At 74.0% G+C, this 16,986-nt stretch carries 17 protein-coding genes and 1 riboswitch; of the genes, 7 read left to right on the forward strand and 10 right to left on the reverse strand.

Annotation, left to right across the window (positions count from 1 at the left end; genetic code table 11):
• Window positions 1-7 precede the first annotated feature (7 nt).
• Together GR130_RS34925 and GR130_RS34930 are read right to left on the reverse strand one after the other, a co-directional pair.
• Complete coding sequence (locus GR130_RS34925; RefSeq protein WP_159508410.1) at window positions 8-1,498, reverse strand: hypothetical protein; 1,491 nt, start codon at window positions 1,496-1,498, stop codon at window positions 8-10.
• A 46-nt stretch (window positions 1,499-1,544) separates the two neighbouring features.
• Window positions 1,545-1,853 (reverse strand): hypothetical protein, encoded by a 309-nt coding sequence (locus GR130_RS34930; protein ID WP_159508411.1) that lies wholly within the window; start codon window positions 1,851-1,853, stop codon window positions 1,545-1,547.
• A gap of 538 nt (window positions 1,854-2,391) precedes the next feature.
• Here GR130_RS34930 and GR130_RS34935 point away from each other — a divergent pair.
• Window positions 2,392-2,655, forward strand: coding sequence for an SCO4848 family membrane protein (locus GR130_RS34935; protein WP_159508412.1), 264 nt, complete (start codon window positions 2,392-2,394; stop codon window positions 2,653-2,655).
• Window positions 2,656-2,778: 123 nt separating this feature from the next.
• Here GR130_RS34935 and GR130_RS34940 read toward each other — a convergent pair whose 3' ends face one another.
• Window positions 2,779-3,240: a recombinase family protein gene (locus GR130_RS34940; RefSeq protein ID WP_159510412.1), complete on the reverse strand. Its 462-nt coding sequence runs from the start codon at window positions 3,238-3,240 to the stop codon at window positions 2,779-2,781.
• A gap of 306 nt (window positions 3,241-3,546) precedes the next feature.
• Between GR130_RS34940 and GR130_RS34945 the strand changes: the two genes are divergently transcribed.
• Complete coding sequence (locus tag GR130_RS34945) at window positions 3,547-4,989, forward strand: D-alanyl-D-alanine carboxypeptidase family protein (RefSeq protein WP_443043785.1); 1,443 nt, start codon at window positions 3,547-3,549, stop codon at window positions 4,987-4,989.
• Between the two features lie 45 nt (window positions 4,990-5,034).
• Here GR130_RS34945 and GR130_RS34950 read toward each other — a convergent pair whose 3' ends face one another.
• The 4 genes from GR130_RS34950 to GR130_RS34965 are packed head-to-tail and all read right to left on the reverse strand — an operon-like array spanning window position 5,035 to window position 8,085.
• Window positions 5,035-6,054, reverse strand: a complete 1,020-nt coding sequence (locus tag GR130_RS34950) for a YihY/virulence factor BrkB family protein (protein ID WP_159508413.1) — start codon at window positions 6,052-6,054, stop codon at window positions 5,035-5,037.
• Window positions 6,051-6,530: a GtrA family protein gene (locus GR130_RS34955; RefSeq protein ID WP_159508414.1), complete on the reverse strand. Its 480-nt coding sequence runs from the start codon at window positions 6,528-6,530 to the stop codon at window positions 6,051-6,053. Before GR130_RS34955 ends, GR130_RS34950 begins: the two co-directional genes overlap by 4 nt.
• A 24-nt stretch (window positions 6,531-6,554) precedes the next feature.
• Window positions 6,555-7,526 carry a decaprenyl-phosphate phosphoribosyltransferase gene (locus GR130_RS34960; RefSeq protein WP_159508415.1) on the reverse strand — a complete coding sequence of 324 codons (972 nt, stop codon included), beginning with the start codon at window positions 7,524-7,526 and terminating at the stop codon, window positions 6,555-6,557.
• Window positions 7,519-8,085: a phosphatase PAP2 family protein gene (locus GR130_RS34965; protein WP_159508416.1), complete on the reverse strand. Its 567-nt coding sequence runs from the start codon at window positions 8,083-8,085 to the stop codon at window positions 7,519-7,521. The genes GR130_RS34960 and GR130_RS34965 overlap by 8 nt, the downstream gene beginning before the upstream one ends.
• A gap of 274 nt (window positions 8,086-8,359) precedes the next feature.
• On the opposite strand from GR130_RS34965, the gene GR130_RS34970 reads away from it, so the two are divergent.
• Entirely contained in the window at window positions 8,360-9,736 is a 1,377-nt protein-coding gene (locus GR130_RS34970) for an FAD-binding oxidoreductase (protein WP_159508417.1), read from the forward strand.
• Between the two features lie 31 nt (window positions 9,737-9,767).
• Entirely contained in the window at window positions 9,768-10,523 is a 756-nt protein-coding gene (locus GR130_RS34975) for a decaprenylphospho-beta-D-erythro-pentofuranosid-2-ulose 2-reductase (protein WP_159508418.1), read from the forward strand.
• 37 nt (window positions 10,524-10,560) lie between these two features.
• Here the strand turns inward: GR130_RS34975 and GR130_RS34980 are convergent, their stop codons facing one another.
• From GR130_RS34980 to glyA, 3 genes are all read right to left on the reverse strand, one after another.
• On the reverse strand, window positions 10,561-11,169 hold the full coding sequence (locus tag GR130_RS34980) for a 2'-5' RNA ligase family protein (protein ID WP_159508419.1): 609 nt from the start codon (window positions 11,167-11,169) through the stop codon (window positions 10,561-10,563).
• 114 nt (window positions 11,170-11,283) lie between these two features.
• Window positions 11,284-12,297 carry a tryptophan--tRNA ligase gene (trpS, locus tag GR130_RS34985; protein WP_159508420.1) on the reverse strand — a complete coding sequence of 338 codons (1,014 nt, stop codon included), beginning with the start codon at window positions 12,295-12,297 and terminating at the stop codon, window positions 11,284-11,286.
• A gap of 77 nt (window positions 12,298-12,374) precedes the next feature.
• Window positions 12,375-13,652, reverse strand: a complete 1,278-nt coding sequence (gene glyA / locus GR130_RS34990) for a serine hydroxymethyltransferase (protein WP_159508421.1) — start codon at window positions 13,650-13,652, stop codon at window positions 12,375-12,377.
• A 38-nt stretch (window positions 13,653-13,690) separates the two neighbouring features.
• Window positions 13,691-13,781, reverse strand: a riboswitch (ZMP/ZTP riboswitch).
• A gap of 151 nt (window positions 13,782-13,932) precedes the next feature.
• On the opposite strand from glyA, the gene rocD reads away from it, so the two are divergent.
• The 3 genes from rocD to GR130_RS35005 all read left to right on the forward strand — a co-directional run bounded on the left by rocD (window position 13,933) and on the right by GR130_RS35005 (window position 16,882).
• Window positions 13,933-15,138 (forward strand): ornithine--oxo-acid transaminase, encoded by a 1,206-nt coding sequence (gene rocD, locus GR130_RS34995; RefSeq protein WP_159508422.1) that lies wholly within the window; start codon window positions 13,933-13,935, stop codon window positions 15,136-15,138.
• Between the two features lie 66 nt (window positions 15,139-15,204).
• Window positions 15,205-16,125, forward strand: coding sequence for a hypothetical protein (locus GR130_RS35000; RefSeq protein WP_236573800.1), 921 nt, complete (start codon window positions 15,205-15,207; stop codon window positions 16,123-16,125).
• Window positions 16,126-16,324: 199 nt separating this feature from the next.
• Window positions 16,325-16,882, forward strand: coding sequence for a GNAT family N-acetyltransferase (locus GR130_RS35005; RefSeq protein WP_236573801.1), 558 nt, complete (start codon window positions 16,325-16,327; stop codon window positions 16,880-16,882).
• Window positions 16,883-16,986: the final 104 nt, after the last annotated feature.

Raw genomic sequence — 16,986 nt, forward strand, 5'->3', positions numbered from 1 at the left:
CCTCGGTCTACTCGATGACGCGGGGCGCCACCGTGCGCTCCGGCGCACGGGGCTCCTCGTCCTCGATGAGGTGGTCCGGCCGCTGCCCGCCGGTGCGCTCCTTCTCCGCCTTGCCCTTCCCCGGGGCTCCCGCTTCGGCGGCCTTCGCACCGCCGCGGCTGCGGTGGAGTGCGGAGCCGCCCTGCCGGGTGCCGCCCGCCGGACCGCCCGGTGTGCCGGCCGCGCCACCGCGGGCCCGCGCCGGCGCACCGCCGCGTCCGGCGGCCGAACCCGGCGCGCCCGCCCGGCCCTTGGCACCGCCGCCGGCCGGCACCGGCCCGGCACCGGCCGTGCCACCTGCCGCGCCACCGGGACGCCCGGCGGCGCGGGCACCAGGGGTGCGGACCCCGCCGCCGGCGGCGCGGGGGGTGCCGGAGCCCGTACCGGCGCCCGCTATGCCGAGGACGCCCGGCGGAATCGCGCCGGCGGGGAGGCCGCCGACCGGACCGGCGACCGCACCGTGCCCGGCGCCCGGCGTGCCGGTGCCGACCGGACCGACCGCGGCGACCGCGCCGGTGCCGCCGTGCGGCGGGGCGAGGGTGCCGCCCTGCACACTGGCCAGCCCGGTGGTCGTCGGCACCTCGGGCCGGCTGACCTTGGGGCCGTCGAACCCGGCCGGCACGGCACCGCCGCCCGCGCCCCCGGGCGCCTGCCGCGCGGGCTGGTGCACCGCGCTGCCGCCCGCCACCGACACGTTCACGGGGGCCGGCGCGGGGCTCGACGAGGGGTGCTTGGGCCAGTCGCCGGCCACGCCCCGCGGGTCGTGGCTCTCCCTGAGGACCTTGGCGTGGCCGTGGTAGTTGGCGGCCAGCTCGTCCATCACGACGACCGCCTCGACCTGGCGCTGCTTGCTCATGGGCAGGCTGCCCCGGTTGAGCTCCAGCGCCGTGCGGGTGTCCATCTTGGGGTTGGCCATGTCCCGCCGGAACTGGCTGTCGTCGCCGGCCTCCAGCTCGCTGCCGGCCGTGCCCGGGTCGTGGATCTTCGCCATGGCCTGCTTGGCCTCGCGGAGGTTGTGGGCGACGCCGTGCTCGGGCCCGGTGCCCCGGGTGCCGACCAGGCTGCGCTCCACGACCCTGGCGTGCGCGTAGGTCCGGTCGATCTTCGCCAGGACCTTGGCCGCCTCCCTGCGGAACGCCTGGGCCGCCGAGCCCTCCCAGTGCGCCGAGGCGTGCTCGACGGCGTCCGCGAAGGACTTCCGGATGCCGCCGCGTCCGTCCTCGCCGCCGATCCCGTCGGCGGCGGAGCGCCAGTGCAGGCCCGACGCGTCGATGGCCGCCGGGTTGGCGCTCTCGATCATCCGCCGGAGCTCGCCGATGGAGCGGTGCTGGAAGTCGGACGGGGAGCGCGGGGTGTGGGCCTGCCCCGCGAGCGACGCGAGCCGCTCCTCCCGCTCCGCCTCCGCGCGCCGCTGCTCCGTCGCCCTCGCGCTGCCGTACTCCTGCCGGGCGTCAGCCACGCCCGCCCCCCTTCGTCGTCACCCTCGCCGCCGCGCCACCGCGGAGTCAGCCGTTCATGGACCTGGTGGTGTGCTCCAGGTCCTCGTACGCACCCCGGCTGGCCTCGGTCTTCTCCCCGAACCTGTGGAGCAGCTCCTGGAGCGCCGCGATGACCTGCGACATGTACTCCTGCATGTTGTCGTGGGCGCCGGCGAGTTCCCCCGCCTCCAGGAAATCGATCCCGAACGCCGACTTCGGGATCGTCGTGCTGTACTTCACCTTCTGGCCGGGGTCGTCCATATCGCGCTGAAGGCGCCTGAGCCGGCGTACGACGGTGTCCAGCTCTTCCAGGTCGACCTTGAACTGCTCAGCCATTTCCGCTGCTCTCCCCGTTACCCGCGCGCCCTTCTCGCCCCTTCGCACCGCCTCGCGGAGCCACCACGGTAAGGACACCGTAAAGATAATCCAGATTACGGAGTAAGCGGTCCGAATAGCAAGATCGTAAGTCGTGAACTGTCCGATTCCTGGCCATTTACGAATGCCATTGACGGGCAGGTCGCCGCCAAGGAGCCGCAGGGCTCCCGCTCCCCCGTACTCCTCATACCCACCACGGAGCGATCCGTGGCGCGGAGCCCCCCGGCCACGCCGCCCAACCGAGCAGCTCCGCAGGAACGCTGACGGATCGTCAGCTCGCTCGCGGCGCCGCGTGCGGACACCGTGGCGAGCCGCGACCGACCCCGGAAGTACGCGGCCGGATCACCCGCGGCGCACCGCGCGAGGCCACCGGCCCCCTCCCGGGAATTCCCGGCGACAGCGCTTCACCGGCAGCTCACCAGCACCCCGACGGCAGGGCGCGGGGCCACCGGCCGGATACTGGCAGGGCAAGGCTCCCCGCAGCAGAGGACACATTCCCATGAAGCTCAGCCGCCCCGTCTCCTGGTTCCTGCTCGCCTTCGGCGCTTGGTCGTGGATGGTCTGGGTGACCTTCGTGAAGAATTTGATCAAGGACGCCAGCGGACTGGCCTTCGATCACGGGAACCCCACCGCGTATTTCTGGATCCACCTCACCCTGGCCATCGTGTCGTTCATTCTGGGGACCGCTATTGGCGTTATCGGGTTCCGGGGCCTTCGCGCACTCCGCCGGGAGTCGGCGCAGCAGGCTCCCGCGGAGGGCTGAGCGGGTCCCTCGGGGAAGGGCCACCGGGGGCAAGGCGGCGGGGCGATCGGGGGCGGGCGGGGCCACGCCGAACGCGTCCCTACCAGCGGGTTCGCCCGGCCCGTCGGCCGGGAGCGGCGTCGTTCACCCGAACGGGAACGGCGGAGAACGTTCCCCCGCCCTTCCGGACGTACCCGCACGGCGCAACGCCCCCGCCGCGCCTCCCGCCCCCTCCCCGTCACACCAGGCGCCCAACTCCCCTCTCCGGGCCGTGCAGTTGACCTCGCGCACCCGGCTCATGCGGGAACTCATGCAGGCACTCGTCCATGCACTCGTCCATGGTCGCTCGCCGCGTGGCCAACTCCTCGCGCGCTCGGCACAGACCGCCTTTCCCACGCCGAGTTCACCGGCCCGCGCCGCGTCCATGAGTGATTCACATCCCGGACGAACGGCTTTGGGATCCCAACCGGACCGGCCGACGTCTTTGAACCTGTGGACTACCCGCCAACCCCGACTGCCGGCCGGCGCCGCACCGGCGACCACCCGCGCATCGGGCGGCGCTCCGGAGGCGTCGGGGCGTGCTGTGGACCGTCGGGCGTACGTGATGGGCCGTCAGGCGCACCCGGCGCACCGCCGGGCGTACGCGACGGCCCGCCGGGCGTACACCGCGCCGCGAACCGTGTCCGTGTGCTCGCCACCGGGCCGCGACACGCACCGTGTCATGCGCTCCGACCTGCTCTTTCGCCCAGTCCCCGCGCTGTGACGGTCAGTTGTTTGTGAAAGGTGAACCAGATGGACCAGCCCCCCACCCCGATGGCGAGCAGGAACCAGGACACGAGGCGAGAGAGCTTCACGGGTTCCGGTACCGGCAGCGGCTCCATCCGGCCGTCGGGAGGGGCACTCTTCCGTGGCATGCGTTCGGTGATGCCGCTCAGGGCGGGTACGTTCACGGACGTGCCGACGACCTTCTCTCCTTCCGCCGCGGGTGCCGCCCCCGGTCCCGACTCCGATTCCGCCGCGTCCGGCGGCCGACCGGACTCGTCCGCCACCCCGCGCGCGACCCGGTCCCCGGCGTCGTCCTCGGGTTCTCCCGTACGGGCGGTCGCCGCGCTGGCGACGTCCGCGCTGCTGGCGTCACCGCTGCTGGCGGGCACCGCGTACGCCCTCCCCCATGACGGCCGGCAGCCACCCAAGGCCCCTGTGCCGCCGGCGAAGATGTCGCAGGTCGGCGGGGACCGGCTGGGCCTGCCCGGCGTACAGGTGCAGCCGAAGGCCGGGGCGCCGAAGCTCCCGGGGCCGGAGGAGATCACCGCCCGTTCGTGGATCGTGTCGGACGCCGAGTCCGGGCAGGTGCTGGCCGCCAAGAATCCGCACTGGCAGCTCGCCCCGGCCAGCACGCTGAAGATGCTGTTCGCGGACACCGTGCTGCCGAAATTCCCGAAGACCAAGAAATACACCGTCAAGTCGGCCGACCTGGCGGGAATGGGCGCGGGCAGCAGCCTCGTCGGGATAAAGGAGAACCTCACCTATACCGTCCACGATTTGTGGCTGGGAGTATTTCTGCGGTCCGGAAACGACGCGGTGCACACGCTCTCGGCGATGAACGGCGGGACCGCGGCCACGGTCAAGGAGATGCAGCAGCGCGCGAAAGAGCTGAGCGCGACCGATACGCACGTCATCACCCCGGACGGATATGACGCGCCGGGGCAGGTGTCCAGCGCGTACGACCTGAGCCTTTTCGCACGGGCCGGACTCCGGAACGCCGACTTCCGGGAGTACTGCTCCACCGCCAGCGCGCAGTTCCCGGGCGACGAGGGCAAGGACGGAAAGCGGGCGACATTCGGGATCCAGAACACCAACCGACTGCTCAGCGGGGATTACGACATCAAGCCGTATCCGGGGATCGCCGGGGTGAAGAACGGGTCGACGACGAATGCCGGGTCAACGTTCACCGGTGTCGCCCAGCACGGCGACCGCAAGCTCCTGGTCACGGTCATGAACCCGGAGAAGAAGGTCCACAACGAGGCGTACAAGGAAGCCGCCAAGCTCTTCGACTGGGGCTTCGCCGCGGACGGCAAGGTGGACCCGGTCGGCAACCTGGTCGACGCGAAGGGCGCCAACGGCGACAGCGGCGCCAAGGACGACCAGCGGGCGCAGGCCGAGCTGGACTCCGCCGGCGGGACGGGCAGCGCCCTGACCGTGGCCGGGATCGCGGGCGGGGCGCTGGTGCTGCTCGCCGCGGTCGCGATCGCGGTACGGCGGCGCCGGGTGCTGGCGGCGGCCCGCCGGGGCGGCTCCGAGGAGCCCGTGGACACCGGGGACTCCGGCGGTTCCCGGGGCCACCGGCGGAAGTGAGCCGGCCGGGGCCGGAGCCCGCTCTCCTACGCGGCGCCGCGGGCGCTACGCGCCGGGGGCGGGCTCCGGCTCCGGCTCCGGCCGCTGGGTCGCCGTCCAGGACGCGCAGAAGACCAGCAGCTTCGCGGTGAAGTTGATCCACAGCAGGAGCGCGATCGGGGTGCCGAACGCGCCGTACATGCTGCGCGCCGCGACGCCCCGCAGATAGCCGCTGAGCAGCAGCTTCAGCAGCTCGAAGCCGATCGCGCCGATGAGGCCGGCGGTGATGACGGCGCGGCGCGGCGGATGGGCGCCGGGGAGCTTGGTCAGCACGTACGCGAGCAGCGCGAAGTCGGCGAGCACCGCGATGCAGAAGCCGGCGGCCGTCAGCAGGCCGCCGGCCGCGCCGCCCTCCGGCAGCCCCATCGCCTCGACCGCCCTGCCGACCGCCGCGGACGCGAAGGCCGAGCAGCCGACCGAGACCAGGGCGACCGCGCCGAGGCCGAGCAGCAGCCCGCCGTCGCGGAGCTTGTCGAGGAAGAAGTTGCCCTTCTCGTCGGGTGCCTCCCATACGGCGCGCAGGCAGTCGCGCAGCGACCGGACCCAGCCCACGCCGGTGAAGAGCAGGATCACACCGGCGATCAGCCCCACCGTGCCGGCGTTGTCGACCAGTCCGGCGATGTCGAGCTGCCGGGAGATGCCGGGGATCTGCTCGGCGAGCTGGGCCTCCAGCTTGTGCAACTGCCCGTCGGTGAGGGCGGCTGCGCCGATCGCGGCGCCGACGGTGAGCAGTGGGAAGAGCGCGATGAAGCTGGTGAAGGTGATGGCGGCGGCGAGCCGGGTCCAGTGGACGCGGAGCATCCGCGCGTAGGCGCGCCAGAGGTGGGAGGCGAGCAGCCGGTCGACGGCGGGAGCCAGCGCCGGGCCGACGACGGGGAGCCGCGTCAGCCAGGCGAACGGGTTGCCCCCCTCGCCGCCCCCCTGGTCCGCGCCGGGCTCCCGCTCCCCGCCGGCCCCGCGGTCACCTCCCCCGTCCCCTCCGCCGTCCCCGTCCCCGTTCCCCCGAACGCCCCGTACGCCCTTCATGCCCGCGTCGCCCTCCCGTGGCAGGTCTCCCGGTCGATCCGGAACACTAGCTTCCGCGTACCCCAGAAGCGCAGGCACGTACCCAGCGCCATGCCGATTCCCGCGCCGGAGACCACATCGGCGCGCGGTGAGGTCAGGCCGAGCAGGTAGTGGGAAACGCCCAGGCAGAGGAGTTGGACCAGGGCGCCGGCCACGTTCACCACGACGAAGACGCCGAACTGCCGCGGGCGGCTGTCGTCCGCGGCGGCGCCGCGGTAGGTGCCCACGGCGTTGCCCACGTAGGCGACCAGGCAACCCGCGAGGAACGACAGCGTCTTCGCACACACCGGGCCGGCACCGGCCGCACCGCGCAGCCACACGAACAGGGCCAGGTCGACGGCGTACGCGCAGCCGCCGGCGAGGGCGAAGCCGAGCAACTCGCCGCGCAGCCCGCGCCGCACGGGGGCGGCGGGCCGGGAGGTGGGGCGGTCGCTCATACGTGCCTTCGCGGAGAGGAGACGTCAGACGTGGGCGACGGCCATCGCGTACACCGCGAGCCAGCCGAGGCCGATGGCGGCCAGGGCGCGGTCGCGGAGGAGGACGTCTTCGGGGGCGTCGGCGGTGCCGCGGTCGGCGAAGACCGCGTAGCGCAGGACGGCGAGGAGGAACGGCACCATCGACAGCTGGCGCCAGGGCAGCAGGCCGGTGTCCGGCCGGTCGTTCTCCAGGGCCCACAGGCAGTACGCGAGCATCGCGCCGCCGGCCGCCAGCTGCCAGACGAAGCGGAGGTAGCTCTCGGTGTACTCGCGCAGCAGGGCCCGGGTCTCGCCCTTGGTGCCGGCCATCCGGACCGCCTCGGAGTAGCGCTTGGCGGCGACCATGAACAGCGCGCCGAACCCCGCGGTGATCAGGAACCAGCGGGAGAGCGGGATCCCGAGCGCCAGTCCGCCGGCCATCGCGCGCATCAGGAAGCCGCTGGTGACGACGGTGAGATCGACGACGAGGACGTGCTTGAGGCGGATGCAGTAGGCGAGTTGGATCGCGACGTAGACGGCGATGAGCACCGCGGTCGCGGTGTTGCACAGGACGGCGGTGGCCGCCGGGGCGAGCAGGGCGAGCAGTCCGCCGAGGGCGTGGGCGAGCGGGACGGGGACCTCGCCGGCGGCGACCGGGCGGTGGCACTTGTCGGGGTGGGCGCGGTCGGCGGCGGCGTCCCGGGCGTCGTTGATCAGGTAGACGGCGGCCGCGGCGGCGGTGAACAGGACGAAGACCAGCGCCAGCTGGGTGAGGGTGTGGAGGCGGAAGAGGCGGCCCGCGGCGGCCGGGGCGGCGGCCACGAGGACGTTCTTGACCCACTGGTGCGGGCGCGCGGTGCGCAGCAGGGCCAGCGGCAGGCGCAGCGGGCGCGGGCGGCCGGCCGGCGTGGCTCCCGGGGCGGCCGACGGGTCGGGCTGCCGCGGCTCGTCCTCAAGGAGGGCGGTGCGCTCAGCCATGGGGGCCGCCGTGCGCCGCTCCGCTCCCCGGCGTCCCCGCGCCGGCCGCGTGCATCCATCCCGCGCCCAGCCGTGCGGTGAGCGCGCCGAGGGCGACGCCGGCCGCGATGTCGGTGGGGTAGTGGACGCCGGCCACCACCCGGGAGACGCAGACCGCACCGGCCAGGACGGGCAGCGCGGTGCGCAGCCCGGCACCGGTCCGCGTACCGGGCGGGCCGAGTCCGCGCAGCGCGACGACCGCCGCGGCGGCGGAGGTGGCGTGTGCGCTGGGGAAGGAGTGGCCGCCCACCGTGCCGACCAGGGGCGGCCGGTCCGGGAGGCGGGGGCGGGGGCGGCGGACGGCCTGTTTGACGCCGGCGCCGGCCAGGTGGGCGGCGGCGATCAGGGCGGTGCCGCGCAGCCAGGCGGCGCGCCGCGGCCGGTCGGCGGCGGCGCCCGCGAGTCCGACGGCGAGCCACAGCGCGCCGTGTTCGCCGATACGGGAGAGGGCGCGGGTGGCGGTCGCGATCCGCGGGTTCGTACCGCAGTCGCGCAGGGCCAGGAGCAGGCGGTGGTCCATCCGGTCTCCATGAGGGCGTCGGCGGGGACGGGGCGTCGGCGGTATGGGGCTCGGCGTAGGGGGACGGGGCTCGGCGGTGCGGGTCCCGGCGGTGTCGGCGGCCGGGGGCTCGGCGGGCGGTGGGCGCGGTCCCTTCCGACTGTCACTGCCCGGGGGCCGGGTTTCCCGGCGATTAGCCCATCCACGCCATTAATCACTCTTTTCGGAGCGAGTCGCGGAAACATGCGGATATCCGGGCACATCTCTCCGGGTCCGCGGCACTACCGTCGCTGCCATGCCGCCACCCGACACCGCCTCCCGCACCCTCACCGGCTGGGGCCGTACCGCCCCCAGCGCGGCCCGGATCGTACGGCCCGGATCGGTGGCCGAGGCGGTCGCCGCGGTGCGCGACTGCGGTCCGCGCGGCGGCATCCCGCGCGGGCTCGGCCGGGCGTACGGCGATGCCGCGCAGAACGCCGGCGGCACCGTCTGGGACATGACGGGGCTGGACCGCGTCCTGTCCGTCGACGCGGAGGCGGGGGTGGTGGTCTGCGAGGCGGGGGTGAGCCTGCACCGGCTGATGCGGGTGCTGCTGCCGCTGGGGTGGTTCGTACCGGTCACGCCGGGGACCCGCTATGTGACCGTCGGCGGCGCCGTCGGCGCCGACATCCACGGCAAGAACCACCATGTCGCGGGGTCCTTCTCACGGCATGTGCGGTCCCTGGAACTGCTCACCGCGGACGGCGAGGTCCGCACCGCGGCCCCGGGCTCCGACCTCTTCACCGCCACCTGCGGCGGGATGGGACTGACCGGCGCCATCCTCTCCGCGAGCGTCCAACTCCTGCCCGTACGGACCTCGTTGATGACGGTCGACACCGAACGTGCCCGGGACCTGGACGATGTGATGGCCCGGCTGGACGCCGAGGACCACCGCTACCGCTACTCCGTCGCCTGGATCGACCTGCTGGCGCGCGGCCGGGCGCTGGGCCGGGCGGTCCTCACCCGCGGCGACCACGCGCCGCCCGGCGCGCTGTCGCCGCGCGCCCGCCGCGATCCGCTCGCCTTCCGCCCGGCGCAGCTGCCGCCCGCCCCGCGCCACCTCCCGCGGGGGCTGCTCAACCGGCACTCCGTCGCCCTCTTCAACGCGCTCTGGTACCGCACCGCGCCGCGCCGCCGGACCGGTGAACTCCGCGGGCTCGCCGCCTTCTTCCACCCGCTGGACGGTCTGCCGCACTGGAACCGCGTCTACGGGCGCGGCGGCTTCGTCCAGTACCAGTTCGTCGTGCCGTACGGCCAGGAGGACGCGCTGCGCCGGATCGTGCTGCGGATCGCGGACCGGCGCTGCCCGTCCTTCCTCGCGGTCCTCAAGCGCTTCGGGGCCGCCGATCCGGGCTGGCTGTCGTTCCCGGCCCCGGGGTGGACGCTGGCGCTGGACGTCCCCGCCGGACTGCCGGGCCTGGGTGGCTTCCTGGACGAGCTGGACGAGCGGGTCGCGTCGGCCGGCGGCCGGGTCTACCTGGCGAAGGACTCCCGGCTGCGGCCCGACCTGCTCGCCGCGATGTACCCCCGGCTCCCCGACTTCCGCGCCCTGCGCGCCGAGCTCGACCCGCGCGGGGTCTTCACCTCGGATCTCGCCCGCCGGCTCGGCATCGCGCACCGGCCGGGCCGTTAGCACCCACCCCACCCCCGTGAGGACCGCTCCCGTGAAAGACGCCTTCGGCAGCCCCCAGTCCCTCCTCGTCCTCGGCGGCACCTCCGAGATCGGGCTGGCCACCGCCGCGCGCCTGGCCGCCCGGCGCACCCGCACCGTCTGGCTGGCCGGGCGGCCCTCCCCGGCGCTGGAGGCGTCGGCCGGGCGGCTGCGCGCGCTGGGCGCACAGGTCCGTACGGTCCCGTTCGACGCGCTGGACACCGACCGCCACGAGGAGGTGCTGGGCAAGGTCTTCGCCGAGGGCGACCTCGACATGGTGCTGCTGGCGTTCGGTGTGCTCGGCGACCAGCCGCGCGACGAGCGGGAGCCGTCCGGCGCGGTCCGGGTGGCGGCCACCAACTACACCGGCGCGCTGTCCGCCGCCCTGATCTGCGGCCGGGCGCTGCGCCGCCAGGGCCACGGCTCCCTCGTGGTGCTGTCCTCGGTCGCCGGTGAAAGGGCCCGCCGCTCGAACTTCGTCTACGGCTCCAGCAAGGCGGGCCTGGACGCCCTCGCGCAGGGACTCGGCGACTCGCTGCACGGCACCGGCGTGCACGTGCTGGTCGTCCGCCCCGGCTTCGTGCACACCAAGATGACGGCCGGGCTGCCCGCCGCGCCGCTGGCGACCACGCCGGAGGCGGTCGCCGAGGCGATCGAGCACGGGCTGCGGCGGCGGAGCGAGGTGGTGTGGGTGCCGGGGGCGCTGCGCTGTGTGATGGCGGTGCTGCGGCATGTGCCGCGGGCGGTGTTCCGCCGGCTTCCGCTGTGAGCCGGCCGGGGCCGGGCCGGCCGGGGCGGGTCCCCGCTCAGCAGGAGGGCGCGGGCGGGCGGGAGCGGTCCGTCTCGCCGGCCTGCCGGGGCACCGCCACCGCGGGTCCGCCGGTGCGGCCCGCGCCGCCGAAGGGATACTCGCGCTGGAGGCGCCAGACCTCGTCGGGCCCCTTCTCGTAGAGCGCGAAGCCGCCGGCCGTCCAGGTGGCGGAGAAGTCGGCCAGCTCCGTCTGCGCGCGGTCCATGGCGTCCTCGGCGATGCCGTGCGCGACGGTGACGTGCGGGTGGTACGGGAACTGGAGCTCGCGGGCGCAGGGCCCGGAGGCGGCGCGCACCCGGTCCTGGAGGGCGGTGCAGCCGCTCGCTCCCTCGGCCAGCTTCACGTACACGACGGGCGAGAGCGGCCGGAAGGTGTCCGTGCCCTCCAGGCGGAGCGGGAAGGGGCGGCAGGCGGCGGCCACCTCGGCGAGGTGCCGCTCGATGCCGGGGAGGCCGTCGGCGTCGGCCTCGGTCGGCGGGAGGAGGGTGATGTGGGTGGGGATGCCGGAGGCGGCCGGGTCCCCGAAGCTCTCGCGCTTCCGCTGGAGGAAGCTGCCGTACGGCTCCGGGACCGCGAGCGAAACGCCGAGCGTGACGGTCCCCACTGCGTTCTCCCTCCTGACGTTCGCGGTGCGCCTCGTGTGTGGCGCCCGCGCATCCTGCTCAGTGTGCCGGGGACGCACCTTACGCGGCGGCGTCCCCGGCCCTGTCCGGTCCGGTCAGCGCTTGGCCGGCAGGAACCCGAGGCGGTCGTAGGCGGTGGCGAGGGTCTCGGCCGCCACCGCGCGGGCCTTCTCGGCGCCCTTGGCCAGGATCGTGTCCAGCGTCTCGGGGTCGTCCAGATATTCCTGCGTACGGTCCCGGAACGGTGTGACGAAGTCGACCATCACCTCTGCCAGGTCGGTCTTCAGCGCGCCGTACATCTTGCCCTCGTAGGAGCGCTCCAGCGACGGGATGTCCTGGCCGGTGAGGGTGGAGAGGATGGTGAGCAGGTTGCTGACGCCGGGCTTGGCCTCGCGGTCGAAGCGGATGACCGTGTCGGTGTCGGTGACGGCGCTCTTGATCTTCTTCGCGGTGACCTTGGGGTCGTCGAGGAGGTCGACGATGCCCTTGGGCGAGGACGCCGACTTGCTCATCTTGATCGACGGGTCCTGGAGGTCGAAGATCTTCGCGGTCTCCTTGACGATGTATGGGTTCGGCATCGTGAAGGTCTGGCCGAAGCGGGTGTTGAAGCGCTCGGCGAGGTCGCGGGTCAGCTCCAGGTGCTGGCGCTGGTCCTCGCCCACCGGGACCTGGTCGGCCTGGTAGAGAAGGATGTCGGCGACCATCAGCACGGGGTAGGTGAACAGGCCGACCGTGGTGCGGTCCGCGCCCTGCTTGGCCGCCTTGTCCTTGAACTGCGTCATCCGGGACGCCTCGCCGAAGCCGGTGACGCAGTTCATGACCCAGCCGAGCTGCGCGTGCTCGGGCACATGGCTCTGCACGAAGAGCGTGCAGCGCTCCGGGTCGAGGCCGGCGGCCAGCAGCTGGGCGGCGGCGACCCGGGTGTTGCGGCGCAGCTCCGCCGGGTCCTGCGGCACGGTGATCGCGTGCAGGTCGACCACCATGTAGAACGCGTCGTGGGTCTCCTGCAGCGCCACCCACTGGCGCACCGCACCGAGGTAGTTGCCGAGGTGGAAGGAGCCGGCGGTGGGCTGAATACCGGAGAGTACACGCGGACTTTCGAGAGCCATGGCACCGATTGTCTCAGGTCCGCGGTACTCCCCGGCGTGCGGTCGCCGGGCCGCTCGGCCGGCGGTCACCGGGGCATTCAGCCGGCGGACGCGAGACCCGGCGCCGGGTGGGCCGCCATCAGGTCCGCCACCTCCGTGCGGATCGCCGCCAGCGCCTCCTCGTCGCCCTTGGCGGCGGCCGAAACGCCCCGGTCGATCCACTCCGCGACCTGCGGCATCCGCTCGGTGCCCAGCCCGCGGGAGGTGAGCGAGGGGGTGCCGATCCGGATCCCGGACGGGTCGAAGGGCTTACGGGGGTCGAACGGCACGGTGTTGTAGTTCACGACGATCCCGGCCCGGTCCAGCGCCTTGGCGGCGACCTTGCCCGGAACTTCCTTGGAGGTGAGGTCGATCAGCACCAGGTGGTTGTCGGTGCCGCCGGATACCAGGTCGAAGCCGCGGGCCAGCAGTGCCTCGGCGAGCGCCTTGGCGTTGGCGACGACGGCGTGCGCGTAGTCCCGGAAGGAGGGGGCGGCGGCCTCGCGCAGGGCGACCGCGATGGCGGCGGTGGTGTGGTTGTGCGGGCCGCCCTGGAGGCCGGGGAAGACGGCCTTGTCGATGGCCTTGGCGTGCGTGGCGCGGGACATCAGCATGGCGCCGCGGGGGCCGCGCAGGGTCTTGTGGGTGGTGGTCGCGATCACGTCGGCGTGCGGGACCGGCGAGGGGTGGGCGCCGCCCGCGACCAGGCCGGCGATGTGCGCGATGTCGGCGACGAGCACCGCGCCGACCTCGCGGGCGATCTCGCCGAACGCGGCGAAGTCGATGGTGCGCGGCACGGCCGTACCGCCGCAGAAGATGATCTTCGGGCGCTCCTTGCGGGCCAGGTCGCGGACCTCGTCGAAGTCGATCCGCCCGGTGTCGGCGCGGACGCCGTACTGCACGCCGTTGAACCACGTCCCGGTCGCCGAGACGCCCCAGCCGTGCGTGAGGTGCCCGCCCATCGGCAGCGACATGCCGAGCACGGTGTCGCCGGGCGCGGCGAAGGCCAGGTAGACGGCGAGGTTGGCGGGTGAGCCGGAGTACGGCTGGACGTTGGCGTGCTCGACGCCGAAGACGGCCTTGGCGCGCTCGACGGCCAGGGTCTCCACGAGGTCGATGTTCTGCTGGCCCTCGTAGTAGCGACGGCCCGCGTACCCCTCGCTGTACTTGTTCTGCAGGACGGTGCCGGTGGCCTCCAGTACGGCGGCCGAGACGTAGTTCTCGCTGGGGATCAGCCGCAGGGTGTCGGCCTGGAGCCGCTCCTCGGCGCCGATCAGCGCGGCGAGTTCGGGATCGGCGGTGTGCAGGGCGGGATGGGCAGGGGGATGTGCCGTCATGGCGTCCTCCGGGGCGATCGATCGGGTCGGTCGTGGTCCCGGGGTACCCAGGCGGGCGGCACCTCGCGTCTGTCGCCGCGCACCGCTCCCTCGGGGTCGCTTCCCCGTGCGCCAGTCGCGGTGCGCACCGGCAGTCTACGGGCTGCCGGCCCGCTGCGTTCGGGCCCGTACGGCCGTGACCAAGCGCCCGGCCCGCCCGGCGGGAACAATAAGGAGGGGGCCGGAGCGCATCTGCCCGCACCACCGCACCGGCTCGTGCGACCTACCGAACGGAGTCCCCGTGACGTCCCCGGAAGAGTTCCTCGCCGCCGCCGAGGCCCACAGCGCGCACAACTACCACCCGCTGCCCGTCGTCGTGGCCACCGCCGAAGGTGCCTGGATGACGGATGTGGCCGGCCGGCGCTATCTGGACATGCTCGCCGGGTACTCCGCGCTGAACTTCGGGCACGGCAACCGCCGCCTGCTGGACGCCGCCCGCGCCCAGCTGGAGCGGGTCACCCTCACCTCCCGCGCCTTCCACCACGACCGCTTCGCCGACTTCTGCGCCCAGCTCGCCGAGCTGTGCGGGATGGAACTCGTCCTGCCGATGAACACCGGCGCCGAGGCCGTGGAGACGGCGATCAAGACGGCCCGCAAGTGGGGCTACCGGGTCAAGGGCGTCCGGGACGGCCGGGCGAAGATCGTCGTCGCCGACAACAACTTCCACGGCCGCACCACCACCATCGTCTCCTTCTCCACCGACCCCGAGGCGCGCGACGACTTCGGCCCGTACACCCCCGGCTTCGCGATCGTGCCGTACGGCGACCTGGCGGCGCTGGAGGCGGTGGTCGACGACGACACGGTGGCGGTGCTGCTGGAGCCGATCCAGGGCGAGGCGGGCGTCCTCGTCCCACCGCCCGGCTACCTGGCCGGGGTACGCGCGCTCACCCGGGCCCGGAACGTGCTGTTCATCGCCGACGAGATCCAGTCCGGCCTGGGCCGTACGGGCAGGACCTTCGCCTGCGAGCACGAGGGCGTGGTGCCCGACATGTACGTCCTCGGCAAGGCGCTGGGCGGCGGGGTGGTGCCGGTGTCGGCGGTGGTGTCCTCCCGCGAGGTGCTCGGGGTGTTCCGGCCCGGCGAGCACGGCTCGACGTTCGGCGGCAATCCGCTCGCCTGCGCCGTGGCGCTGGAGGTCATCGCGATCCTCCGCACCGGCGAACTCCAGCAGCGCGCGGCGGAGTTGGGCGACCACCTGCACCGCGAACTGGCGCCGCTGGTGGAACGCGGCGCGGCCGACGCGGTACGCGGGCGCGGCCTGTGGGCCGGGGTGGACGTCAACCCGTCACGCGGCGACGGCCGCACCGTCTCGGAACGCCTGCTGGCTCGCGGCGTCCTGGTCAAGGACACCCACGGCGCGACGATCCGCATCGCCCCGCCACTGGTGATCAGCAGGGAGGACCTGGACTGGGGGCTGGAGCGGGTGCGGGAGGTGTTGGGGGTGTGACCGGGGCAGGGGCCGGGGAGCGGCCGCCCCCTACGGCCTCCCCGCGATCCCCCGTACAGTCGGTCCATGCTCCTCGGGATGATCTGTGCGCTCGCCTCCGCGCTGTGCTTCGGCACCGCCTCCGTGTTCCAGGCCGTGGCCGCGCGGGACACCACCCCCGGCACCGGTTCGGGGGTGGACGCCCGGCTGCTGCTGCGGGTGCTGACCCAGTGGCGCTATCTGCTCGGGCTGACGCTGGACGGACTGGGGTTCCTCCTGGAGCTGGTGGCCCTGCGGTCGCTGCCGATCTACACGGTCGGCGCGGCGCTGGCGGCCACCCTCGCGGTGACCGCGGTGGTCGCGGCGCCCCTCCTGGGCACCCGCCTGGCGCGCGCCGAGTGGCTCGCGGTGGCCGTGGTCTGCGGCGGGCTGGCGATGCTGGCGCTGTCGTCCGGCGCCGAGGGGCATCTGCGGGGCACCTCCGGGCTGCGGATCGGGGTCCTGGTCTTCGCGGTCGCCGTACTGGCCTCCGGCGCGCTGGCCGGCCGGCTGCCCGACCGCGCACGGGCGGCGGCGCTGGGCCTCGGCGCGGGGTTCGGCTTCGGCGTGGTCGAGGTCGCGGTGCGCCTCATCGACGGTTTCGCGCCGCTCGACCTCCTCACCAACCCCGCGAGCTACGCCCTGGTGATCGGCGGCGGCGCCGCGTTCCTCCTGCTGACCACCGCCTTCCAGCGCGGCTCGGTCACCGCGGCCACCGCGGGCATGGTGATCGGCGAGACCCTCGGCCCGGCCCTGGTCGGCGTCGCCTGGCTCGGCGACCGCACCCGCGCGGGCCTGGCCCCGCTCGCCGTGGCCGGCTTCGCACTGGCGGTGGCCGGCGCCCTGGCCCTGGCCCGCTTCGGCGAGGCCCCGGCGGCGGAAACGGCGGCGGGCGCGCCTGCCGCCGGAGACGTGGCCAGGGGCAGGGGCGAGGGCGAGCCGGGGCCGGTGGCGGCGGAAACGCCGTAGCAGGACACCAGTAGCGGCACGCCCGTAGTGGGAGGCCCGTAGTGGGAGGCCCGCAGCGGCACGCTCGTGACGGGACGCCCCGGAGGGGCACCCCGCGGGCCGGCCCGGTGGCGTGCCCCTAGGGCCTGTCCGATGGGTCAGGCCCTAGGCTGACGCCCTCAGGTACTCCGCTCGCCGACCGAAGGACGATGACGACGCCGTGGACGCAGCCGACGACATAGCCGAACGCACCGCCGTACCGGGCCGATTGACCGGCGAGCTGATGGTGCGCCACCCCGCGCCGGCGGACCATGCGCGGCTCCAGGTGGCGCTGGCCGGCTGGTGGGGCGGGCTCGGCGGGGAGGCCGGGGCGCTGCAACGGCAGTTGCTCGTACCGCGGTTGTTCCTGCAGCACTTCGCCGGGACGAGCTTCCTGGTCGAGCGGGCCGACGGGACGCTGCACGCGTTCCTGATCGGCTTCCTGTCGCAGACGGAACCGGACACCGCGTACATCCACTTCGTGGGAGTGTGCCCCGACGGCAAGCGCGGCGGCGTCGGCAGCGCCCTCTACCGGCGCTTCTTCGCCCTCGCCCGGGAGGCCGGACGGACCCGGGTCCGCTGCATCACCAGCCCCAACAACCACGACTCGATCGCTTACCACACCCGTATGGGGTTCCGGCTGGAGCCGGGCGACCGGACCGGGGACGACGGGGTGCCGGTGCACACGGACTACGACGGTCCGGGGCTCGACCGGGTGTCGTTCGTAAGGGAGTTGTGAGCGCGGAGCGAGCACCCGGGCACCTGAGCCATCACCACGGTGAGGGTGATGGTCCCCTTGGGCAGATCGGCCAGATACCCGGGAGGTTCAGCGGTGAAGACGCA

Origin of the sequence: Streptomyces sp. GS7, assembly GCF_009834125.1 — a bacterium.
GTDB lineage: Bacteria > Actinomycetota > Actinomycetes > Streptomycetales > Streptomycetaceae > Streptomyces.